Source organism: Haladaptatus rarus (genome assembly GCF_054177585.1).
The window spans coordinates 139,267-161,621 of record NZ_JBPEHG010000009.1; the positions used below are offsets into that span (position 1 = coordinate 139,267).

The 22,355-nt window shown below is 54.2% G+C and carries 19 protein-coding genes and 2 pseudogenes; 13 read left to right on the top strand and 8 right to left on the bottom strand.

Going from position 1 to position 22,355, the window contains the following annotated elements; genetic code table 11:
- Positions 1-238: 238 nt before the first annotated feature.
- The gene (locus ACR3FE_RS18645) at positions 239-520 is read right to left on the bottom strand and encodes a winged-helix domain-containing protein (RefSeq protein WP_458208941.1); all 282 of its coding nucleotides are present in this window, start codon (positions 518-520) and stop codon (positions 239-241) included.
- Positions 521-853: 333 nt separating this feature from the next.
- On the opposite strand from ACR3FE_RS18645, the gene ACR3FE_RS18650 reads away from it, so the two are divergent.
- The 3 genes from ACR3FE_RS18650 to ACR3FE_RS18660 are packed head-to-tail and all read left to right on the top strand — an operon-like array spanning position 854 to position 2,467.
- Positions 854-1,258: a hypothetical protein gene (locus tag ACR3FE_RS18650; RefSeq protein WP_458208942.1), complete on the top strand. Its 405-nt coding sequence runs from the start codon at positions 854-856 to the stop codon at positions 1,256-1,258.
- A complete protein-coding gene (locus ACR3FE_RS18655) occupies positions 1,255-1,503 on the top strand; it encodes a hypothetical protein (protein WP_458208944.1) in 249 nt (82 codons plus the stop codon). Before ACR3FE_RS18650 ends, ACR3FE_RS18655 begins: the two co-directional genes overlap by 4 nt.
- Positions 1,496-2,467, top strand: coding sequence for a DUF8008 family protein (locus ACR3FE_RS18660; protein WP_458208945.1), 972 nt, complete (start codon positions 1,496-1,498; stop codon positions 2,465-2,467). Before ACR3FE_RS18655 ends, ACR3FE_RS18660 begins: the two co-directional genes overlap by 8 nt.
- A 212-nt stretch (positions 2,468-2,679) precedes the next feature.
- On the opposite strand, the gene ACR3FE_RS18665 is transcribed toward ACR3FE_RS18660, so the two are convergent.
- Positions 2,680-5,088 (bottom strand): Ig-like domain-containing protein, encoded by a 2,409-nt coding sequence (locus tag ACR3FE_RS18665; protein WP_458208946.1) that lies wholly within the window; start codon positions 5,086-5,088, stop codon positions 2,680-2,682.
- A gap of 269 nt (positions 5,089-5,357) precedes the next feature.
- On the opposite strand from ACR3FE_RS18665, the gene ACR3FE_RS18670 reads away from it, so the two are divergent.
- Genes ACR3FE_RS18670 through ACR3FE_RS18680 form a run of 3 tightly spaced genes read left to right on the top strand, consistent with a single transcriptional unit; the run spans position 5,358 to position 6,568 of the window.
- A complete protein-coding gene (locus tag ACR3FE_RS18670) occupies positions 5,358-5,780 on the top strand; it encodes a DUF234 domain-containing protein (RefSeq protein ID WP_458208948.1) in 423 nt (140 codons plus the stop codon).
- 25 nt (positions 5,781-5,805) lie between these two features.
- Positions 5,806-6,096, top strand: a complete 291-nt coding sequence (locus tag ACR3FE_RS18675; RefSeq protein ID WP_458208949.1) for a ribbon-helix-helix protein, CopG family — start codon at positions 5,806-5,808, stop codon at positions 6,094-6,096.
- Positions 6,056-6,568 carry a type II toxin-antitoxin system VapC family toxin gene (locus ACR3FE_RS18680; RefSeq protein WP_458208950.1) on the top strand — a complete coding sequence of 171 codons (513 nt, stop codon included), beginning with the start codon at positions 6,056-6,058 and terminating at the stop codon, positions 6,566-6,568. Before ACR3FE_RS18675 ends, ACR3FE_RS18680 begins: the two co-directional genes overlap by 41 nt.
- Positions 6,569-6,621: 53 nt before the next feature.
- Here ACR3FE_RS18680 and ACR3FE_RS18685 read toward each other — a convergent pair.
- Positions 6,622-7,187: pseudogene (locus ACR3FE_RS18685) on the bottom strand (MaoC family dehydratase).
- Between the two features lie 141 nt (positions 7,188-7,328).
- On the opposite strand from ACR3FE_RS18685, the gene ACR3FE_RS18690 reads away from it, so the two are divergent.
- Complete coding sequence (locus ACR3FE_RS18690; RefSeq protein WP_458208951.1) at positions 7,329-8,066, top strand: DUF4397 domain-containing protein; 738 nt, start codon at positions 7,329-7,331, stop codon at positions 8,064-8,066.
- A 234-nt stretch (positions 8,067-8,300) separates the two neighbouring features.
- On the opposite strand, the gene ACR3FE_RS18695 is transcribed toward ACR3FE_RS18690, so the two are convergent.
- Positions 8,301-8,831, bottom strand: coding sequence for an ArsR family transcriptional regulator (locus ACR3FE_RS18695; protein ID WP_458208952.1), 531 nt, complete (start codon positions 8,829-8,831; stop codon positions 8,301-8,303).
- A 121-nt stretch (positions 8,832-8,952) separates the two neighbouring features.
- Between ACR3FE_RS18695 and ACR3FE_RS18700 the strand changes: the two genes are divergently transcribed.
- Positions 8,953-9,276, top strand: coding sequence for a hypothetical protein (locus ACR3FE_RS18700; RefSeq protein ID WP_458208953.1), 324 nt, complete (start codon positions 8,953-8,955; stop codon positions 9,274-9,276).
- A 967-nt stretch (positions 9,277-10,243) separates the two neighbouring features.
- Positions 10,244-11,587 carry a S8 family peptidase gene (locus ACR3FE_RS18705; protein ID WP_458208954.1) on the top strand — a complete coding sequence of 448 codons (1,344 nt, stop codon included), beginning with the start codon at positions 10,244-10,246 and terminating at the stop codon, positions 11,585-11,587.
- Between the two features lie 164 nt (positions 11,588-11,751).
- Here ACR3FE_RS18705 and ACR3FE_RS18710 read toward each other — a convergent pair whose 3' ends face one another.
- Complete coding sequence (locus tag ACR3FE_RS18710) at positions 11,752-12,111, bottom strand: hypothetical protein (protein WP_458208955.1); 360 nt, start codon at positions 12,109-12,111, stop codon at positions 11,752-11,754.
- Between the two features lie 544 nt (positions 12,112-12,655).
- Between ACR3FE_RS18710 and ACR3FE_RS18715 the strand changes: the two genes are divergently transcribed.
- Positions 12,656-15,817, top strand: coding sequence for a hypothetical protein (locus ACR3FE_RS18715; RefSeq protein WP_458208956.1), 3,162 nt, complete (start codon positions 12,656-12,658; stop codon positions 15,815-15,817).
- A 121-nt stretch (positions 15,818-15,938) separates the two neighbouring features.
- On the opposite strand, the gene ACR3FE_RS18720 is transcribed toward ACR3FE_RS18715, so the two are convergent.
- A complete protein-coding gene (locus ACR3FE_RS18720; RefSeq protein ID WP_458208958.1) occupies positions 15,939-16,874 on the bottom strand; it encodes a DsbA family protein in 936 nt (311 codons plus the stop codon).
- A gap of 551 nt (positions 16,875-17,425) precedes the next feature.
- Here ACR3FE_RS18720 and ACR3FE_RS18725 point away from each other — a divergent pair.
- Positions 17,426-17,632 (top strand): hypothetical protein, encoded by a 207-nt coding sequence (locus ACR3FE_RS18725; RefSeq protein WP_458208959.1) that lies wholly within the window; start codon positions 17,426-17,428, stop codon positions 17,630-17,632.
- A 1,098-nt stretch (positions 17,633-18,730) separates the two neighbouring features.
- On the opposite strand, the gene ACR3FE_RS18730 is transcribed toward ACR3FE_RS18725, so the two are convergent.
- Complete coding sequence (locus ACR3FE_RS18730) at positions 18,731-19,072, bottom strand: SWIM zinc finger family protein (RefSeq protein ID WP_458208960.1); 342 nt, start codon at positions 19,070-19,072, stop codon at positions 18,731-18,733.
- 123 nt (positions 19,073-19,195) lie between these two features.
- Here ACR3FE_RS18730 and ACR3FE_RS18735 point away from each other — a divergent pair, with 123 nt between their 5' ends.
- Complete coding sequence (locus tag ACR3FE_RS18735; RefSeq protein WP_458208962.1) at positions 19,196-19,873, top strand: YjcZ family sporulation protein; 678 nt, start codon at positions 19,196-19,198, stop codon at positions 19,871-19,873.
- A 136-nt stretch (positions 19,874-20,009) separates the two neighbouring features.
- On the opposite strand, the gene ACR3FE_RS18740 is transcribed toward ACR3FE_RS18735, so the two are convergent.
- Entirely contained in the window at positions 20,010-21,746 is a 1,737-nt protein-coding gene (locus tag ACR3FE_RS18740) for a choice-of-anchor I family protein (RefSeq protein ID WP_458208963.1), read from the bottom strand.
- A 356-nt stretch (positions 21,747-22,102) separates the two neighbouring features.
- Here ACR3FE_RS18740 and ACR3FE_RS18745 point away from each other — a divergent pair.
- Positions 22,103-22,240 (top strand): annotated as a pseudogene (locus ACR3FE_RS18745) (transposase); the annotation flags it as partial.
- Positions 22,241-22,355 lie beyond the last annotated feature (115 nt).

Below are 22,355 nucleotides of genomic sequence, written 5' to 3' on the forward strand. Positions count from 1 at the left end.
AGACTGGAAAATATAGCTCCAAGATATCTGATGAGGAGATTATCCGGTTTTTCGAGAGTGGTGATCGGCCATTTCACAGTGCTAATGAGGTCGCAGTTCGCTTCAACCAGAAACGTGAGACAGCCCATCGACGGCTTGAACGATTAGCAGGTGAAGGTGAAATTGAAAAAGTGAAGCTTGGGCCACGGAGTGTCGTTTGGTGGCGTAAAACCGTTACTAACAACGACTAATCGTTGTATCAGTCATTTGGATTCAATTCACTCACATCTAATTCCCCACTGAGGTATGCCTCTCCCTGTTCGGTAATCTGGTAGTAGCCTTTCTCACCGAGTAGCGAATTAACTAAGCCATGCGATTCTAACCCCTTCAACCGTCGCCGAACGGTCCTCCGTGTGAAATCATGACCCTGCAGACGAAGGTTTTCATGAATAGGCGTCACTGGCAATGCGAGCCCAGTTTCTTGTAGTAACTCAAGGATGATATCGTCCTTCTCATTCATCCATTTCGCCCGCTTGCGCATTCACATAGTGATTCCAGACATTAGGTTTAGTTTCTCCGGAAGTATCATCCTGTGTTCGTAAATCCAGACTTTGATATCAGTATTTACAGACAAGACTTAATATGGTCCCTTTCATCGTGTACACTAACGACTGCTCGACGGGCGATTAGCCACAGAAATCCAAAAGGCGCGTGGTACCAGCACGCGCCCGTCGTGCGGTCGTTAGGAACGAAACCGCATGCCCCTCTACACGCACGCGGGACAAAAGTGTCCCGTCCGAGAGCCGCAGCACTCGCAAAGCACCTACCAACTCACGACACCTCGTTTTGCACACCCGTCGAGGGGTGAGGTCCAATGACCGACTCCACCCCTCCCACGGAAACCATCCTCTCCCTCGAAGCAACCGACCCCATCCAGGTCACCACCACCAAACGCACGCTCACGGGCGTCATCTACGACCACGACCACTCAGACCCAACCCACACCCACTGGGGGCCAGAACCCGGCCACCACACACTGCTGTTCGCGACTCCCAGCAACGACCTGTACCGCCTCTGTTGCACCTACTACGACGCGTACGACCACACCCAACACCGACTCGACCGCTACGAACTCACACCAAATGGCAAGTACGCGTGGGTGCGCACACACGCCACGATCGAGACCGTCACGCGCCCCGCCGACACCCACACCACGGGTGAACACACCGACCACCAGCCAGCCGGTGTCACCGACGTACAGCAGGGGCGGGACAAATGAGCGAGTCCCACGACCCGACTACTGCGACACCTCTCCCCGATTGCTCGGTCAAAACACACAATCCAGAGACCACGTGGCGAACTACCCCCGTCTCTGACGGGCTGCTCGCGTTCTTCGACCCCTGTCGGTTCTGCTTCCCAGACGGTACCGTCGATGTCGACATCGTCGTCCGGAGTGGCTGCCATGGCAACTCCCTCCACCGCCCCAACACAGCCGGACCCGAGGAGGTGACGGTCAATGAGTGACACCACTCCGGTCGGAGCGGCCGCAGTCACCGAAGACGGGATTTCGGTCAGCGAGCTTGCCGAGTACGTCCAGGGACTCACCAACCGTATCGCCGACCTCGAAGCGGACGTGGCTGAGAAGAACGCGCAGCTCGACGATCTTGACGAGGCACTCACACAGAAAGACAACCACATTGACGAAGTTGAAGCGGAACTCGCACAGAAAAACCAGCGAATCAATGCCCTTCAGATGACCGTCGAGCAGCAAAACGAACGAATCGAGGAGCTCGAAACCACGACAACCAAAGCACAGGCCCATCGGGAAGCAATTACCCGCAAAACGGAGGCATGCAACGACCGTGTCGACGAGCTGCAAGCACGCGAACTCGAGAAAGGTGCCCATCTCCTCGCCGAGAACGTCGACCAGAATCGCATCACCGTCGAAGGTAACACCCTCGAACGTATCACGAAAGACGATGGTCAAACCTACTTCCGACTCCCTGGTGAAGAGGATGCGCTCGATCGGGGCGGCACAGTCGCCCATTCGACGGCCGACCTCCTCCCACTGCAACGACTCGCTCGCTACGACGACGAGATGCTCGCATCCGTCACGAATCGCAAGCCCGACGAACTGGCAAGCAAGGCGTGGCGTGAACGCGATGACGCCGGTCGCTATTCGTTATGGTCGACGGGCAGTGGCGAGATTCGTACCTATCTCGATGCTTCAGATCTCGCCGAGTGGATTCGCCTGAAAGAGTCCGGCGTGAGCAAGAAGTACTCCCAGGAACTCGCTCGTAGAACCATGGACGCGATGCACGAACTCTCGATGCATCGACTGGGGATGACCAAACGAAAGCGATCCAAGGATGGGTTACGGTATCGAGAGACGCGCCTCGTATTGAAAGCGGACGTTGAGCTTCCCGGTGAGGTGTCGAATCACAACCCGAACGATACCCCGGCCACAGACGAGGCTGCCGGAGAGTAGCGTGGCCGGAGCATAATCACGCCCGAGAAGGTAACACCGCTCCCACGAACATCCAAACGGACGCGGTTGTGGACGTCCCGAAGTGACACAGTTCAGGACTGACGCGATACGGCTACTCGTGAGTACGGCAGTTGTATCGGTGGCTATCGCCTATGATCCAGCGGGCGGTGGAAAGGTGGTACCGGCCACCATGTTTGTGGCCGGGACTCCCGTCATAGAATTTTCGAGTCGGTAGTCTCGTTCTCGGCATCGTCAGTAACCGTCAATACGACTTCGGCGGCGTTACTCGTCGTCCGGACGTCGGTGCTTCCGGCGGCTGTAAATCCACTCACGTTGGTCGTGGCCGAATCCAGCACGGAACCACTCCCATCGAGCAGTTCAATGGACACGTACGAGAGGTCACCGTTCGCGTCCGAGACGCTCCAATCGACCCTGAACCAATTCCAGCGTGGGTTGCTTCGATCGGTTATGATGAACATATCGATCGACGGGGGGGTGCCGGTATTGCTGACGGTCACCGTGATTTCGGACGCCGCGCTCGTGTTGGACGCGGAGTCGGTCGCCTGTGCTGTTAGGGTGTGGTCGGCGTCGGCGACAGCCGTTGTATCCCAACTGTCTTCGTAGTATCCGGTGGTCGAATTGTAGGACATGGATCGCCATGCGCCACCGTCGAACTGCCATTCGACCGTGAGCGAGCCCGTGGCGTCGCGGTCGTCACCGGCCGCGATTTGCAGGGTCGTCGAACCGCTCACGGTAGCCCCGTCGGTCGGGTTCTCCCAGGTGACCGTGGGTGCGTTATCCGTGTTTTCGGTCGATACGGTGATCGACGTGGTCGAGACGTTGCTGTCGCTGTCCGTTGCTCGGGCATCGAGCGAGTGAACGCCATCTGCCACGTCTGCGGTATCCCAAGAGCCTTCGTAGTACCCACTTCCGGCGTTCCACGTCGCCGTATTCCACGTCCCACCGTCGATTCGGTATTCGACGGCGAGCGATCCAACCGTGTCCTCGGCGTCAGTGGCGTTGATTTGGAGCGTGACCGTTCCGCTGACGGTGGCTCCATCCGTTGGATTCGCCCACGAGACGCTCGGCGTTGCATTGCCATATGGTTCCCCATCGACAGTCACGGTCGCTGGGCCAGTCGTTTCGATCGAGACGATACCACCAGTCACATAGAAGGCGTACGCCTTTCCTGCTGGAACCGTGCCAGTGGCGACGGCCGAATTCGGTGGCCGTCTCGGCCCACCGTCCGGACCCCATTCTGTCGTGATCGTCGCACCGTCGGTTCCCGCCGGGAGAACGTACTCGCCAGCAGTGATCTGATAGGTCGTCTCCGAACTATTGCCCGTGTTGTCGATGCGGACGAGTTGTGACGGCATCATCGGTATGTCCCCAAGTGGTGGTGGACTCGGCAGCGGTGGCGTGGTATCCGGTGGGGTAGGATTCCCGTTGATGGTCATGTGATTCTGAATGTAAGACGAATTGGTCTGCGGGCCGCTGCCGCCGATAACACCGGACACTGTCCCCCACGTATCCGGAACTTGTCCAATGTAGATGCCGTATTCCGAGTTGTGGTCGTTGCGGACGTGCACGTCCTCGAGTTGGAAGTACTCGAGATTCGCGGGCGTGCCATCGTTCATCGTCCCATTGTACGTGTAGATGGCGTCGTGATTCTTCGTCGAATCGTAACTGATTCGCACCCGCTGGACGTCGATTCGCTGGCACGGCGTCGGGGCCGTGATCGGCCCACCGCAACTGCTGTCCAAGTAGCGGTGATAAAAGTCACTATCAGCGATGGTGAGCGTTCCGTCATAGGTGTTAATTCCCTGTGACGAATTCGCCGGGTCAGTCGCCTCCACGTTCACTCCTCGTTGGAGCGACCCGCCCGACCAGGCTTGGATTGGGTGCTGGGCATCTTTGATCGAGACACAGTTACGAACATCTGTGTTACCACCGAGTCGTATCCCGACCTGCGAGTTACGAACGAAGCAGTTTAGAATTTTAAGCTTTCCTTCGGGTTTCTTGGCGTAAATCGTGTTCTCGCCCCACAACTCGAACCAACAGCGGTTGAACGTGAGCGCACCTTTCGATGATTCGACCAGGATCGCTCGACGATTACTCGCCTCAGTCGGTTCACACGACCCCTCGTGAAAGTAGCAATCCTGTAAAAGACCACGGGTGCCCGCTGCCGACGATAATCGAAAGTATGTCCGTGCATCGCTCGAGTTGTTCGACCCGATATCCGTGTCAGTAGCCGCCCGAACTTTTCCACGGGTGATGAGTCGTCTGAGTTCCCAGTCGCCTGCGCTGGAGTTCATTCGCACGAACGGTGGCACCGCCGAGTTCCGCATATCGAGTTCGAACCCGTCTAGCACGAATCCATTCGAGTACACGTCGAACCATCTGATATTGTCGCCTGACCGACCAGGCACTAGCCGTGCACCGTCCGGTGCGATGAGTTCGAGGTCGTCGGTGCCGGACTGCACCACGAGTTCGTTGAGTTTGTAGGTGCCCGGGGGGAACACGATAGTCGTATCACTCCCGACGAGATCACCGAGAATGGGGTCGATAGCGTTCTGGCCAGTATCATCCGCTCCCTGTTCGACGATGTCGTAGGTGGGCATTCACGTCCCCTCCTTCGATGAGGTCCTGGTGTCACCGCAGCTACCAGAGTATCGATTCCGAGCCACAGTTCTATCAGATTGTTTATCACTAAGAATTAATCCGATCGCCCGCCGATCGGTTATGCCACTCACATATAGTTGCCGATTACTGGTTTTATTCGATACCATGATCCATTTTTTGTTCACCCTAACAATTGTTATGAGGTGTCTGAAAATATAATATCAAAATTATTCACCGATCAATTACTCCATGACAGCGTGATTCTTACTTGTGTTATTGGCAAGCAGCATGCAAAAAATGTCGAATCTGGATCACTGAATCAGCGCATCCGCGCGTCGGTTTCACGGATCATCAACGGTATGACGACGCATACGGCGCGTTCATCGAATCGGAGTTGGCCGATTTCGTGAGCCGGTCGTTCGAAGAGCTGTGTTGTTCGGCACTTCGGTCGCTGTACCCGGAGGACACGATCACGCAGACCGGGCAGTGGTGGTACGGTGAACACAAGTTCGACGTCATGGGCCTCTCCGCGGGAGACACCCTGACTGCCGGTGAGTGTAAGTTCCAGCAGTCGCTACTCGGATACGACGCATTCTCGAAACTCGAACGTCACGTCGCTGAACCGCTCCTTGTGGTGGCTGGAAGAGCGGTGAGAGAAGGCACGTTTTTGTATCCTGACTGCGCATTATAACATGGACATGGAGGTGTCCATGGACATGTCGAACACTGATGACGACACAAAAGTCGTTCAAACCGAACTCAGTCCCGCCGAATACGCCCGCTTTCGCCGTCTCGCACAGGAAGAAGGGAAATCACTGAAAGAGGCACTGCGCGAAGCCGCTGCCGAATACATCGACGCCCATGATGCGCCAGACCCGAGCGACCCCCTCTTCACAGTCGCCGATGAGATGGCAGCACTCAATGAAGGCCGGCGCGGTGAGCCGCTCGCCCCGGACGAGCTTGACGATGCACTCTACGAGCGCCCACATGGGAATGACCATGAGTGACGAGGGCGACTCGCCGCCCGTCCCGCCGGGATTCGCGCCACCAGGGCAACGCGCGACACCCCTCTTTCTCGATACCAGCGGCTTGTATCCGTACTTTGACACCCAGTCGCCAGTCACAGAGGAAGTGACGCAGTTCATGCAGGCACTGCCGGAGTTATCGTATCGACCACTACTCACGAATCAGTACGTCGTTGACGAACTGCTAACCCTGCTCGACTCCCACGTTAACCATACGACGGCAACACGGGCGTTCGAGACGCTCCGTGACTCGGAGGCAATCCATATCTTGAGCATATCAGACGACCTCTTTTGGGCAGCTGGCGAGCAATTTTGCGCGTACGACGACCACACACTGTCGTTTACTGACCATCTGATAAGCATCCAGGCCCGCCGTGAAAACGCCGAGTACATTTTGACGTACGACCCGGACGATTTCGCAACCCTCGGATTGACACCGATCCCACGATTGTGACCGCGCTTATCGATTTCGAAGGCGTCCTGTTGAGTGTCAGTCGTCGTCAGAATTCACGACGAATCGAGATCATCCGATTGAGTCCCAACGCCCTCAGGCCACCCCGGAGGAACCTCTGCGCTTGGTTGTGCGAATGCTCATTTGAGTACCATCGGTGTGCGTTTGAGTGAGAGCACCAAATCGCCGTCTTGATTAAATGCACGGGGCTCCGTCGTGACGATTACGATGTGTTCACGGGATCCGCTTTCACGTTTCTCTAGTATCTCGGTCTCCGCGAAGATGGTGTCACCGTGGAAGACGCGAGCGTGATGGCGAACCTCGTCATAACCGAGATTTGCCGTCGCGTTGACTGAGATATCGATGACACCCATTCCGACTACGAGGGCGATGACGAAGTCCCGTCGACCAGTCGTTCGCCGAACTCCGTCTCGGCGGCGTATGCTTCGTTAAAATGCATCGGGTTACGATTCATCGTGACGTTCGTGAACCAGACGTTGTCCGTCTCGGTTACTGTTCTTCCAAACGGGTGTTTGTACACGTCGCCCACGGTGAAATCCTCGAAGTACCGCCCGTGCCAGCCAGCAACGAGGCGTCTATCGTTCTCGCTCATGGTACACATCGATAGTCGACCGAGAGCATACTACTATTCGCGGAACGGCACTGGCTGGATAACTGCTTCATAGCGATGTGAACCCGGTCGAACCCGTTGGGCAAAATTCTTTTTTACCAACCAGTGGTGTCGTCCATGGGGGAAATAAAGATGACACAGACACGACGACGAGTCCTTCGAGCCATCGGCGCGAGTGGACTCACCATTTTCGGTGGGGTTTCGAGCGCACAAGAAACGACTACGACGAGCGGCGGGGAGGTCACTCGTGTTCGAATCATCCACGCCATCCCCGACGCGCCGGCAGTCGACGTGTTCGTTGACGGAGAGCGTGTTCTGGAGAGTGTGGAATTTAAAACTGTCAGCGACTACCTCGAACTCAAACCAGGAAATCACACCGTTCAGGTCGCGCCCGCAGGACAAGGCCAGGGGAGTGCGGTTATTGAAGAACAGGTAACGCTCGAAGCAAACACAGATTCAACGATTGCGGCAGCAGGCACGGTCGATAGCCCCGAAACGTACTTGTTCGACGACAACAACGAGACGCAGTCAGGGGATCAGGCTCGTTTGCGAGTAGTTCATCTCTCACCCGATGCACCCGCAGTCGATATCGCGGCAGACGGTGACGTCCTCATTGAGGGACTCGAATTCGGCAATGCCAGTGACTACGTCAACGTGCCTGCCGGATCGTACTCCATCGAAGTTCGACCAGCCGGAGAGAACGAGGCTGTCGCGACGTTCGATGTGACGCTTGACGGTGGCACGGTCGTGTCGGCGTTCGCAGTCGGTCTATTGGAGGCCGGCGACGAAGCACAAGCGTTCGACCTCGTAACAACCCTGGATGCAGGGGGCGAAGAGGCATCGACCATGACTACCACCACGACCAGCTAACGGTTGGCGGTGGTAGTTATAAGATCGCAGAAGAATGCCCATGACTTCAGTCATAGGAGAAATCACGACGACATGCACATCTTTTCATAATAGAAATTAAATAACGGTGAGAACACGGACAGACGTACGTGACGGAGCTCCAGCGCGACGACTACGAACTCGGCCAGTCATCCAGTTACACTCGCAGCTATTGAGGCGTATGAGCACCGTTCTACTCCTGAATAGCTCCAACAATTAGCTGTTTGGTGGTAAGTCAATAGTAAGCTCATTTTTTATTTGATTCCCATCAGAAACCCTGTTGATGATGCCGCTCTCTTCAAGAGCGTCTAACTGACGCAAAATCGTCGATTGGTCTGTCTCAGTGATCTCACTCAATTTCGCTTCAGACAGTGGGCCGTGTTGATGAAGCGTATCGATGAGTTCACGCAACGCCTCGTTCCGGAACGCGGCAACGACCGAGCCATCATATCGACCATCGCTCCCTGCCACGAAGTATCGACTCGATCCCTGGACCGATTGCGTATCGAGAAACCCGTCTGCGGTGAGATTACGAAGATGGTGCTCCACCATCGATTGACTGATCTCCAGATGCTCCACGATGGATGCCATATTCGTCCCTGGATTTCGCGTGACGAAATCAAAGATATCCCTCCCTGTCGAGCTGTCGATTTGCTCGTTTGGTTTCAATACGGTCGAGCGAATAGTATCACGATACTTCCAGCCAGCAATCGTACCCAGGCCAAGAAGTCCCCCAACGGCAAGCAAAGCAAGTAGCAGTGATGGGAAACTATTCGTCCCGTTTTGGGATTTTCCCGTGTCGCCCTGTGATTGTGGGCCGTTTCCTGTACTGTTGTTCCCCTCTGTCGTTGATCGGGAAGTCGAAGAAGTGACCGTCGTAGTGGTCTCTCCTCCATCACTCGTCGATATCGATGTCGTGGATGACGTGGACGGTTCGCGCGACGTAGTGGTCTGCGTCGTAGAACTCTGCAACGTCGTTGATGAAGTCGTCGTGAATGTCGTGGTCGTTGTTGTTGTCGTGGTCGATGGTGTAGTTGTGGTCAGTGATGTAGTCGTGCTCGTTGGTGGTGTCGTCGTGCTCGTCGTTGAACCAGAGTCACACGGGAGCGGATTGTCTTTGGTGACGGTAGAGCCGAATGTATCGACTCGCACACTGAGGATATCTTCCCCTGCGTATTGCCCCTCACCGTGAAAGACGTTGCGACCGTCATACGGGCCATAAAACGACTGAGAACCCGAACGGAAATATAAAACGACTCTCACATACCGCTCGCCACTCACTGCAACTGATTTGCATGATTGGTATTCGATCTCGATACCATCCGACTGTAATGAGTGGGGTACCTGAGCAGTAGCGAGCGAGCTAGCGAGAAGCGTGCACAGCACCACCATACACAGTAGTCTTCCACCCGTTGTTCGGGATGAGGGCATTTGGCTAATTGCTTGGCTGTGGCGCACCAGCAAATAATTGTCGAACCTCAGAAATAATTTAGAAAATAGGTAAAATATATTCTTCTCTATCTAATTTGTGACCGATTGAATATTGCTTGGATCCTTTCCGACGAGGAGAGCAAAGCACTCCCAAACCACTGACATCTTCTCGCGACTTCAGTCGTAGGCTTTCTGCTTACAAATCAGAAAACCACGAGAAGAGTATGCGCGTCGAGTGGAATCATCCCGATCCCATGGGAGGGCTCGTGCCCACCGGGTGGCCGATTACAACGTCATATTCGGGGATTCGCCGAACCCGCTGAGGTCAATTCGCGGACACTCTATTCTGCCTGTAGAATACATTGTCGGGAACCCATTATACATCAATAATATTTTACATAACATTAAGTAGTTGTGAATGTAACTAGTTGTGGGAAGAGGGAAGTAGTTGTCGCAACCATTCACCCCTCTTTCCAATAGCAACCCATGTTGAACCGGAGAAATTCTAACACGAAAAGCAGTGACGCACTGAACGGATTGGGAAGCGCGAATCCGGCCAGAACCAACGCTCGTCCCGATGAGCACCACCGTGTCAGTTCAACGTCGATTGATCGCAGCGTGGGTGATACCACCGACGAGCTTTCATCGATAGCCACAGAAAGAAATCGAAAACGCGGCCGTGTCTCGTTGCACGCGACCATGCGATATGACGGAGGTGTTCTGCGACGATGATGGACTCCAACCGTCGCCAATTCCTGCAAACAACAGGCGCGTCCCTCGGTGCTCTTGCGCTCACATCGTCGATTGTCGGCGCCGATTCGACCCAGCGGTTCATCGTCGATCGACAGAGTTTGGGGAGCGAACGAAACGTCGAGGTGATCCACGACCTCGATCCAGTAGACCTCCTTGTTGTGAACGCGACCGAAGATGCGCTCACCGGCGCCCAATATGCCCGTGACGATCTGTACTCACCCAGGGTACCTGCCGGTGGTTCTAACCAGTCGCCACGGGTTGCGTATCCGCCAGAAGGTGACGAGTTGTTCACGTATCAATGGGATAAGCAAGATCAGCGGATTCCGGAAACTCACGAGATCACTCGCGGAGAAGGCACCCGAGTGGCAGTCATTGATTCCGGCATCGGAGCAGGACATCCGGACTTGCAAGGCACCGTCAACGCCGACCTTTCGAAGAACTTCACGCCTGACTCGTATGGAGCACCGGGCCCCTACGGCGGCGCTCACGGAACACACGTTGCTGGGAGTATCGCAGCCAGTGATCAGAGCGATGCAGGTGTCATCGGCTCCGCGCCAGGGACGGAACTCGTTGATTTACGCGTGTTCTCTGAAACCAATTCCGCCAGTTTCTCGGCGTGGATGGGTGACGTCCTGGCGGCGATTGTATACAGTGCCGAAATTGGGGCAGACGCTGCAAACCTCAGCCTCGGGTGGACGTTCCGATTTCGAGAGGATGATTGGGGGCAATTCTGGGGACAGGCGATGCAGCGAACGACGACCTATGCGAACCGAAACGGGACTGTCCTCACCCACGCCTGTGGCAACTGGGGTGGCACGCTTCAGTTCGACAAAGATCAACGTGACTCCTCCGAGACAGCAGGTGGTCTTACCGTGAGTGCGACTGGTCCGATCGGATTCAAGTGGGGCGATAACGGGCTTGAACAACCACCGTATGCGCCCGCATTCTACACGAATCATGGAACGAACGCCGTCGATCTCGGGGCCCCTGGTGGAAATGCAGCTGTCGACGCCATCGGGACGGGTGTCAACTGGCACTACGATCTCGTTGTGAACACCGTCGCAATACCGGAATACGATGAGAGCGGTGAATATCTGGGAGCCACCTATGGCTACGACTGGTATGCAGGCACCTCGATGGCTGCACCGCAGGTCGCAGGAGCCGTGTCACTGCTGAAAAGTGCCAACCCACAGTTGAATGCGAACCAGGTCAAGAGCACCTTGAAGCAGGTTGCAGCGGTGCCCGAGGAGTACGAGAAAAAGTATTACGGGTCGGGATATCTGGATACGTACGCTGCTTTGACCTCTATCTCGCCCTAACGGGGAAGATTCCACAACCGGGAAGTTACAGAGAGTCACGGAGAAAGCCCAATTCAGAAATCGCGGGCTTTCTCCATGGGCCTCTGTAATGGCGTTAAGGCACGGCGGTGGAGGTCATTCGATGATTGCCTCGTTTTGATCGCGGGCATCGGCAAGTTCCTGTTCTAGTTCGGCAATCCGATCCAGAAGGGCACAGATGATTGCAGCGTATGCACTACCCAGCTGTTTCTCCACTTCTGTATGGTCGGCTTTGAGCCCTCTTGGCCCGGAATCAACGGGTCTTCGACTCCTTCATGCAGTTCGAGTGCTAGTTCGTCCACCGCGTCGAAACAGGCGTCATATCCCTCGGCGATCGTTTCGCGAAATTCTTCGGACTCTGCCTCAGCTTCGATTTCAGCAATGAGTTTGAGTCGGGCTTTCTCATACAATTCATTGAGATGGGAAACTTCCTGTTCATGTTTGTAGAGTCGGTGTCGAAGTTCGGCGATCTCGTCACTTGGGATTATATATTTGTTTTCGAACATGAGTAATCAATTTTGTATTTGCTACTCCGGTTTTCGCCAATCACCACCGAACCATGAGATGGCCTCAGAGACACGCCCTTCAAAGAGAAGCGCAAATCCGATGACGAAGATGGCGATAGGGGTTAGGCAAAAGTGGCAGTCTTAACAGCGATCTGCTCGGGGGAGACATAGCGGGGACTCATTTTAGTCTTGGAGATATTCAACATCCAATAACAATCAGTACGGATATCCCGGTGACTGCGGGACAGCACCGCTAGCGAATCTCCGGCCAAGCGTAGGTGTGGATCGACTTGTCTTCTGGTCGGCGCCTGAAACAGGACTTATCACGAGAGTGACTTCCTCACCCGGAAGGTCGAGGATTTCGCATACAGATTCGAGGCCCAAACTCACGACTTCAGTTGGGTTCCTGATGTGATTAGATGTGTGAAATATCGTCTCTCAATTCAGATTTCTATTCTGACCGAAGCAACCAACTCTTACGCTCGAAAAGCCATCTTCAGACACCTCATAACAAAGCCCGAATCCTCGCTCTGATTTTTTGTTCATGGGTAAAAACAATGATGTAACTGGGATTGAACGTAGAGAATACATAAAGGGATTAACACTAGGTGGCACGAGCATCTTCGGGCTGGGTGGGCTGACCGCAAACGCCACTGCAAAGACGGACGGCGGAGACGAGGAGGATACCGATACCGCATGTACCATCGCACAAGCCAACAGTAACGCAGTTATCAGCGTTGATTCGTCGAATGCGACTGATTGGACGATTAATGACCGCATCTTCGGCAAATTCATCGAGCACAATGGGAGGGATGCATACCCCGGCATCTACTCAGATCACGTGGCCAACGGCTCCTTCGAGGTGTGGAATATCCCGACCGCAGGTGATCGCACGGCCGTCCTGTACCCAGGGACGCCAACATACGAGGAGATCGCCTATCCATGGGAACCAGTCGAAACGGCTGGAACCATCGATTACGTCCAGACACCCGGTGGGATACACGGACGAGAAGCGGAACCCGACTTAGAACTGGGCGATGGCGTACCCGCTGACAAGCGCCCAACCCCATCGGGCGTAACTAATTCTCGATTCCAGCGCATTTTCCTCACGCCAAGTGGAACAAACAGCGCTCAGGGCGGTGTAAAACAACGAACCGCGCTACCAGATGAGCGCACGCTCGAGTACGTCGTGAAGTTCTCAGTTCGCGGACGGCAGATTAACGTCTGTAATGTGCGGCTCGAGGCACCTGATGGGAGCGTCCAGACTACTGAATCGGTTCCCGTCACGCGGCGCTGGCAGCGGCGGTCGGTGACACTACAACTGAGCACCCAAAGTCCACAGCGATTTCAGGGCTCGCCATTCGGTGAATACGAACTCTCCTTCACCGCCGAGGGTGAGGGCCGGTTGGATCTCGATTGGGTGATACTCCGAGCCGGCGACGCCATCAATGGGAAATTCAATCCGACGACCGTCGATCTGCTCACCGAATTCAACGTGACGAGTCTACGGTGGCCGGGCGGCAATTTTGCGAGTCAGTATCACTGGCGAGATGGTGTCGGGCCACTCCAAGAACGCCCGGTCGTTCCGAACGTGAACTGGGGTGGGCTCGAACGGAACTATCTCGGTACCAACGAATTCCTTGAGTTCTGTGAACTCACCGGCATCGAACCGATCCTCAACGTTGGCTTCTGGTCGGAAATCCCACCGGAAGAGGCGGCTGACTGGGTCGAGTACGTGAACGGCGACCAGTCAACCGAAATGGGCCAATTGCGTGCAGAACATGGCTATCCCGACCCATGGAACGTGACCTCGTGGCAAGTCGGCAATGAGGTCTACGGGCAGTATCAGATCGGCAATGCTGATGTGTACGACTATGCCCGCGAATTCCAGCGATACCAGGCTGCAATGGAAGCAGCCGATGCAAGCATCGACGTCCACGCTGTCGGTATCGATCCGATGTATACGGATTTCCATGACGGATCGTCTGAAACCCGGTTTGGAGAGCCACCGATCTGGAATCAAGAGCTGTTCAGAATCGCCGGGCAGTCGGTGATGAGTATCGATATCCACCGCTATGTCCGGGGAATCGTCAATCGGGCGAATCGCGAAGACTGGCTGCAAACAAACGAAACAGACCCGGTCGGGTATAACGAGGTACTCGTCAACTTTCCCAGTGAATTCGACCAGCTCATGCAGGAGGTCGTCGGGGAAGCTGCCCAGTACGGCATCGATGGCCTCCAAATCGATGTCGGTGAGTGGAATCTCCAACCGGCAGTGAACCCCGGGTGGCCACGTGCGGACTATCCGACGATGGCTCATGCCGCGTTTACGGCCAGCATGTTCACCACGTTCATGCGTCGTGGCAATGCCATTTCGATGAGCCACATGCGGGATAACTCGCTGTTCTGGCGCCCGTATCCGATCGATTTCCGGCCGGTTCCACCGTGTGATTATGCCGCTCAAACCTTCGCAGAACCCTTCGTGGAGGACGGCACGGAGTGGAACCGTCTCTCGACAACCATTGATAGCCCGACGCTTACCATTCCCGAGACAGGTGTCAGAATCCGTCAGATGGAAAACGTCCCCTACGTGGACGCAACTGCCATTGGAGATGCGGAGAGTCAGTCGAAAGCCATCGTGTACGTTACAAACCGCAATTTGCGGGAAACGTACACGACCGAAGTAAGCGTCAATGGATGGTCGCCCACAGGCGATCCGTCTGCCGCCCAAGTCCCAGTCGTCCTTCAAGCACCAACGAATAATAACCCATTTGCAGAACAGACGAGCTGGACGACGACGAATGGGTTCACCCGAGAAACCGGCCAACTGGAGCCAAATGCTAACGGAAATATCGAGGTGACACTGCCGCCAGCCTCCATCGTGAGGCTCGAATTCACGCTCTCTGATCCACTATCTACCGCGACGGTCACGCAAAATCAGCCGAATAGCGATGTGTGGCACGAATTCGATTCCGATGCCCAACAGAGTCGCGTTGTTATCGCAAAACCCCTCTCGTACAACGGCGATCATCCCGCTCATGTTCGCCTCCGCAACGTTGTCAATGGCGACTTCGAGTACAAACTCGAAGAATGGGAGTATCTCGACGGCTCACACGTCGGCGAAACGTTCCACAGTCTCGCTGTGGAACCGACCGAACAGACGATGCAGTTGGGAGATGGCACGACCTATCGGGTGAAAGCAGGAACCGTAGCTGTTGACCACACCTTCGAATCCGTTGTGCTCGGGAATTACTTCGGCACGGAGACACCCGTCGTGCTCGCTCAAGCCCAGACATTTAATGGGGCCGACCCAATCGTCACCCGGCTCCAAAACGTCTCGAATAGTTCGTTCGATGTTCGAGTCCAAGAAGAGGAGGCCAAAGGCTGGCACACGACTGAAACGGTTGGCTACATTGCGCTCCAACAAGCATCGGGCGTACTCAACGGAAGACCGTTCGAAGTCCGGCGAACTGGCACAGCGGTCGATGAGAACTGGACGCGTCTCACGTTCGACCAACAGTACGAGCAGCCACAATTCATCGCCGACCTGCAGACGTTCAACGGCCCCGACACGGCAACCCTGCGCTATCGGAATCTCACGAGCACCGGCGTTGAGGTCAAGGTCGAAGAGGAGCAAAGCGCCGACACCGAGACGAATCACACGACCGAACGCGTCGGGTATGCCGTCTTCGAAGGCTCTGTTTGAGTTCTCCCACGACTACCGTCGTTGGATTTCCCACGGTTATCCAGGCCGGTCGTGGGTGCTAGGATACGAGAAAGGCACTGATGGCCGATTTCCTCAAAAATTTTCAGACAGACAGGCTGTCTTAGCAGCCCTCGTCGGAAGTGCGGTCAGACCCCCATATCCATTTGTCCAATTCTGAAGACGTAGCAGTACCACTACTCGACTTGCTGGATTTGGTTGTCCATCCATCTAATTCTGACGACGTAGTGGTACCGCTACTCGAATCCCCACTCGTTTCAGACCCACTGCTGTCATTCGACTGCGAGTCGTCCGATGTGTCACTACTCGAATCGCTGGATTTGGTAGTGGTAGTTTCGTCTCCGGAAGAGGAATCCGACGTCTCTGTCGAAGTCGATGTCTCGGTTGTTGTTTCGCCCGAGGAAGAACTCTCTGACGAGTCGTCAGTGGTCGTGGATTCTTCAGTGGTCGTGGATTCTTCAGTGGTCGACTCGCCATCACTGCTCGTGGACGAACTCGAAATCCGCTGCCCGATCCAGTCCAGCAGGTCGTCGGTCTCGTGATGGGGCGGGATGGTATCACCATCGAGGACGAGCGTCGGAGTGAACTCAACACCATAGTCGCCGGCTGTATAGCGGCTTTCTGTGACTTCGTCAGTGTACTGGTCGTCGGACGCTCGGTCGATGATCGTATCTCGATTCTCCACCCCACTGGACTGCATGCGGTCTTCCATTTCACTGAACGAGACGTTCCCCGAGATGAGCTCCGAGAACATGTAGTTGAAGAATCCCCAGTAATCCGCAGGAGAGACGTCCCAGACACCTAATGCAGCTTCCGAAATAAGGGGATCGCTATCAGAAATATAGTAGTACGAACTGCCGTGAGAGGTCGTTCCTGGTGGCTGGTATGCGAGTGCCCGGAACCGAAGGTTGAGATCACCAGAGGTGACATACTCGTTCAGCACTGCTTCAAGATTACCGTCACGGACAAATTCCTGCGTGTAGGGACACTTAAAGTTGCCATACACCGTCGCCGTGGGGTTGTCTTTGTCCGTCCCCATCGTCGCATACGTGAGTGAATCAGTATCGTCTGGAATTGGTGCATCAGGAGTTTCTTCAGCAATGACTGGAAGTGTGTTGGTTGCCCCAACTGTTCCGAATATACCAGTAGTTTTCAGAAATGTTCGCCGAGTGGGATTTTGCTCTGACATCCGTTCGTGGAAAGATAGCTCGAAGGTATAGAACTATACAACCGTTTACTGAATTTATGTGGGTAAGAACTGTTGCAAAACTGTTTCGGGCACATTTAACCGATTATGAGCCGATTATGTCGGTAATAATATCTATCGTGATTCAGAATGGCCTCAATAAACCGGCGAGCTGTTCTATAAATTCGTAATAATTTCAATTTAAATTTTATGTTGGTGAAATCGGCATATTGCCAATTTGATTTCCTCCTGCGACTAACGGCGTGGGCTTTCTCTTTGAATGTGTGTAACCACAACGCAACCAGAGAAATCTTTCCTTCGACTTCATAGATGTGTCCTCGAGAGACAATGTATACTCAGATCGGCCAGCATACTTTTAAAGCCGAATTCTAATACATAATTGTATGCTTGAGGATACTCAGGAACGAGCGAAGCAACGTGCTCAGTCCCACATAGATGAGGCGAAAGATGAACTTGGAAGACAGATGTTTGATGCTTTTGAAGAGCACTTTCCGGAGCAGACAAAAGCTCAACAGCGAGAGGATCGCCTACAGATGTTCGTCGTTGGTGTCGCTGTCGGTATTCTCGCTCACTACCTCTTCAATCGGTGATCTAATTCTAGCAGTTTTTATCTGATTTTAGAACAGAGCCGATAGTATCCTCCCGATGCGGTTTCAATATTGGCGATTGAAGCAAACTGAAGTAAAGAGAACCAATGTGTGAACTACGTCGCCCTACCGCGTTCGGGCCTCTCCGGCCCTCACTTGTTGCGGTGGGCGCTTCCTGTTTCTGTGTCAGAACGTGCAAGAAGCGGTCCCACAGCGTCCACAAGAGCGAAGCAGGAAACGGTCCTACAGCAGTTCCAGACTCCACAGGCGAGGTCCCTTGACAGGCGGTTCGGAGTGGGACACTCCTCCCGGCTGGACACTCAACTCCCACGTTCGATGCACGCTTTTTGGTGCGTTTGAACATCGAACGTATTGTAGTAAGTGTCTTACTACACCGTTCGAACGCGGGGGAAGTACGGCTATGGCGTATAGTGAACGTACCCACAGACGTCGGGTGGATCCTCCTCCCTCCTCACTCCCTTCGGTCGGTCGGTGAGGAAGAGGGCTTACCCGCCTGCAATTCAGCTAAATTCGTTCGCTAATCCCTATAAGAAGACGACTTGTCTGTCGACGCCGGCGAACACGGTTCTGGATTCTGGGTCTTTCATTGCAGTCACCTCGAAATCGAAGTCGTCACCCGCGACAGCGCTCTCATCACGCGCCCTGCAACCTTCTCGCACTAGAATTTGTTTACAAGCTCGATCCGTTCGAGTTTGCCCCCACACTCGGAGTACGCGATATGCAATGTCGTCGCTAGGGCTGTTTCACCGCAGACAATCCATTTGTAGAGTGGGTAGTCTTTTTTGGAGGGCGGTACCATTTGATGAGCGTTCCCCTTATTGATCCCATTCTATAGTGGAATTGGCTATAAATGAAATTTTGCGGTTGACGTGATTATGGGCAACTAACCATGCTCATTCAGTAGTGAATGTTAATCAAATAGCAACGGCATCGAGTCAGTAGGAGCACAATTGAGACAAGTTTGTGAAGATCTCAGGAGCATCGTCGGTCGCTGCACTCGCACTCTCCATAACGACCGTTGGTCACAACATATGAGAACGTCAATTGACGTGATATGAAGAAAAAGAACGGTAACGTGGATTAGTTCGGCAGTTCCTTCCGTCCCGTTCGCACGCATAGCCAGCACGGGAAGCCGTCGAGACCGTCGCAGTCACAGTCTTCAGGTTCGGCATCGTCTTCGTCTTCCGAAGGGAACACATCGAGCGTCCCGTCGTCGGTTGCGTTTTCGACGGCGGCCATGTGCTTGCAGAACGCATCACGGTGGACGTGATGCGGGCACGTACAGACCATCAGTTCGTGAGTCACGTCGTCGATGGAGACAGTGTACTGGTGGGCTGCGGGGTTCTCATGGCACTCATTGGTGACTTCGATGAGTCCGAGGGCATCATCAAGCGTGCTGCAAAACGGCCAGCCCCATTCCATCGCGTGGTTAGATACACCCGGTAGGAAGTGCTTGTCACCAGAGTCTTAGAATAAGACTTCTTGTTACTCAATTCAGGAAGTAAGTAACTAAACTACTTACTGTGATCTACTTGACTACAATTAATGTCCGACGAGACTTCCTCAGAGGTCGATACGAACAGTTTCCCACTCCAGCAATCGCGGCGCACACTAGTTCGACTCCTCGGTTCAGCAATTGCTATGGGAGCGATTTCTGGGTCTGCTGTTGGGAGTAGTGACAACAACGATAGCAAATGTACGGTTGCTAATCGCAAAGACAAGCGGAGTGATTCCTTCGATTTGAATGGTCTGTCACTCTCCGACGACGAATTCCACCTCGAGTGGATGCAGTTCACGCCAACTATCGATGGTGAAACAAAGGAGATGTTCGCTATCGAGGGATTTGAGGCGACCATCAAGAACGATGAGGTCACCAGGATGGATGTCGATTCCATCGAGGTACACGAAGACCTTGAGAAAATTGTCAGTGAATTAGTCAGTTATCTCGCAGACGGGGACACCCCCGATGAATTCAATACTGCTCCAAATGCAGTCCATGAGTATCTCGATCAGATCGATACTCGGCACTTCGAGCGTCTTCAGACAGTTATGGAAAATGAAGGTGGTACGGACATGCTCGAACATCGCCTCCAAAATGGTGTACCAACGGATGCAGACACTGGAGGATACGGTGGAGCATTCGTACTAATTTTGGTTCTTTTTATCCTGCTAGTCATCATCGGCGCAGGCTTCGGGATTGGCGGTGGTTCTTCCGGGAGTTGAGACTAGAAAAAGGTGAAGTGGTGGTTAGTTCGGTAGTTCTTTTCGTCCGGTTCTTACGCACGGCCAGCACGGGAAACCGACAAGACCCTCACAATCACAGTCTTCTGGTTCTTCGAGCCGCGATTAAACGCTCGTGTCACATTTTTGTGGCCTCGTAAATAGTCGTCGTCCCGCTCAGTTCGTTCGCGACGATGAGAAGCGAGTTGTCCGTAGGACTACCTTCGGCCGGAACGAAGGTCAGCCCCTCCGGTGCAAGGTCACCGGCTGCACCGGCCGCCAGTTCACCACTTTCGAGTGCTTCGGCGAGATCCGGGTCGGAACCGGTCAATCCCAGTTTGGCGAAATCGAATATCCGATTGTTCACGTACTCGACGAACACAGGTTTCTGAGGGGTAGAAATGTCGAACACCATCACACCACCAATTTCCTCCAACCCAATGAACGCGTACTCGATTCCGTCGACGGTGCCAACTGCCACTCCTTCCGGTTCAGGGCCGGCTGCTGGACTCTCTTCGTCGAGCTCAATCGAGTCCGAGCCGGTGTTGAACGCAGCTTCAGGGAGTTTTCCTTTGGAGATGAGGTCAGCGATGATGCTCTCAATCATGCCGCCGCTCTCGAAGACGAGTTCGATACCATCGTCGGTCGGTTTCCAAATCGCGAACGAACGGCCCCCGTAGATATACAGCTCTTCGAGTATTCCGTCGTCGTTTACGTCACCAAGGAAGGTCGATACTCTGAGACCTACTAATGACAAGAGTGTGCACCTGTCGAACCGTGATTCGTCGATCGGAACGTCGATACGTCCGTCATCATCCGTGTCGAGTCCGAAGGTTCCATTCTCCTCGATGAGAGTGCCAAACTCTGTGAACCCACTGTAGCCACGAGGGTCGCCCTCGTTGGCAGTGACCAGATATGTCTCTCCTTCGACTGTATATGCGTCTATCGAATCGGGTTGGTAGACTCCGAAGAGCGGTTGCGTTTTGATATCGATCCGTTTGTCGTCTATCGCGTCAAGCGCGTTCCTCGGGAGCGAGAAATTCTTAATTCCGAGCGGAACGATGTTACGGACGCTCGCCTGGACAATGTCGACAATGGCAATGGCGTTGTTTTCCTGAAGAACGACGTACGCCGTCTCGGAGTCGTCGGAGACCGCGATGTACTCCGGTTCGAGGTCCTGTGCAACCGTCGCGTTCGGTCCATAGATGAGGACGCCTTTCTTGCGGAGCGCCTCCTTTTCCGAATTGAATTTTTGGAACCCGGTGGTTGCAACGTCCACGTTTTGGAAACCACGGGAAACATCTATGATATTGACCGAACCGGGTGGGTCAATGTCGTACGAATCGTTGGGTTCGCCCTCGCAGGCGACGAGTAATGACTCGCCATCAGGGGTGAACGTCACCATGTCGGGGAGAAAACCGACAGTTACCGAATTCAGAAGGTCGAGATTCTTGGTATCGTAGAAAAAGATCCGACCCGGCTCGGTTTCCGGGTCGGCAGCGACGGCGACCGCAACGACGCCATCGCGAGCAGCAGCGCTGTTTGCAGGGCCAGGGTTCTGCCAGACATCCGTAATTCGAATCGAATCGACCAGCGTCGGGTTCGAAGGATCGGAAATGTCGAGGACGTCAACACTGGTTTCGTTTGCATCCACGACGAATGCACGCTCCGTGCTTGCGTCGTAGGTAGGGATTTCCGCGGCATCCTCGTTGTACACGCCGCTCTCGTACCGCCCGATCTGTGTCAGTAGGCCCATCGATTTTTCATCGATATGCCTGGAATCTGCCCCTCCAACCGTCGATACTGTCGGGGTCAGGAAGAGCGCCCCACCAAGTTTGAGAACACTTCGTCGCCCCAGCGTTTGTCTTTCCGTCATCTGTCTGTCCATCGACTATTAGCTATTATTTAGTAATTCACTCTTGGTTACACCCACTCCTACATTTATTTCCCATCAAAGCTCGCGTTGACGAGTTTGCAGTCAGAACGCAGTCAGAATGTGCACCCATACACGGAGGGGTACGACAGTCAGGGTCTGTTTACTATTAAAAGGTCGAAAGCCAAGAGATCAATATAAGATGGGGGGCAGAAGTGGGATTACAGAAATCGAGGAGAAAGCCCACGACTTCAGTCGTGGGATGAATCCAACCACTCCGACACAATCCATCCTCAATAGCACGGCGTAGGGTTGATGGAATCACCACATCTAATAGTGAACAGCATCTATCTACGACCATGCCACGCGGGTATAGTCGAGAACGAACGTCGGTTCACAACCTCCACTACCACTTCATCTGGTGTCCGAAATACCGCAAATCGGTGTTGACGGACGAGGTTGCCGACCGCCTCGAAGACCTCATCGAGGAGAACGCTCTTCTGTAGGAGATTGTTGATACAGTTCAGCTGTTGCTCTCGAATCGAAGAGGGCAAGGACACCGCGTTAGCGGTGTCCGACACGAATGATTCCGCTGGATGTGTTTGGTTCGGA

Coding starts and splice junctions, on each gene's coding strand:
- ACR3FE_RS18645 (WP_458208941.1), bottom strand. CDS start 520: ATGCGCAAGCGGGCGAAATGGATGAATGAGAAGGACGATATCATCCTT.
- ACR3FE_RS18650 (WP_458208942.1), top strand. CDS start 854: ATGACCGACTCCACCCCTCCCACGGAAACCATCCTCTCCCTCGAAGCA.
- ACR3FE_RS18655 (WP_458208944.1), top strand. CDS start 1,255: ATGAGCGAGTCCCACGACCCGACTACTGCGACACCTCTCCCCGATTGC.
- ACR3FE_RS18660 (WP_458208945.1), top strand. CDS start 1,496: ATGAGTGACACCACTCCGGTCGGAGCGGCCGCAGTCACCGAAGACGGG.
- ACR3FE_RS18665 (WP_458208946.1), bottom strand. CDS start 5,088: ATGCCCACCTACGACATCGTCGAACAGGGAGCGGATGATACTGGCCAG.
- ACR3FE_RS18675 (WP_458208949.1), top strand. CDS start 5,806: ATGTCGAACACTGATGACGACACAAAAGTCGTTCAAACCGAACTCAGT.
- ACR3FE_RS18680 (WP_458208950.1), top strand. CDS start 6,056: ATGCACTCTACGAGCGCCCACATGGGAATGACCATGAGTGACGAGGGC.
- ACR3FE_RS18690 (WP_458208951.1), top strand. CDS start 7,329: ATGACACAGACACGACGACGAGTCCTTCGAGCCATCGGCGCGAGTGGA.
- ACR3FE_RS18705 (WP_458208954.1), top strand. CDS start 10,244: ATGATGGACTCCAACCGTCGCCAATTCCTGCAAACAACAGGCGCGTCC.
- ACR3FE_RS18710 (WP_458208955.1), bottom strand. CDS start 12,111: ATGTTCGAAAACAAATATATAATCCCAAGTGACGAGATCGCCGAACTT.
- ACR3FE_RS18715 (WP_458208956.1), top strand. CDS start 12,656: ATGGGTAAAAACAATGATGTAACTGGGATTGAACGTAGAGAATACATA.
- ACR3FE_RS18720 (WP_458208958.1), bottom strand. CDS start 16,874: ATGGGGACGGACAAAGACAACCCCACGGCGACGGTGTATGGCAACTTT.
- ACR3FE_RS18725 (WP_458208959.1), top strand. CDS start 17,426: ATGCTTGAGGATACTCAGGAACGAGCGAAGCAACGTGCTCAGTCCCAC.
- ACR3FE_RS18730 (WP_458208960.1), bottom strand. CDS start 19,072: ATGGAATGGGGCTGGCCGTTTTGCAGCACGCTTGATGATGCCCTCGGA.
- ACR3FE_RS18735 (WP_458208962.1), top strand. CDS start 19,196: ATGTCCGACGAGACTTCCTCAGAGGTCGATACGAACAGTTTCCCACTC.
- ACR3FE_RS18740 (WP_458208963.1), bottom strand. CDS start 21,746: ATGACGGAAAGACAAACGCTGGGGCGACGAAGTGTTCTCAAACTTGGT.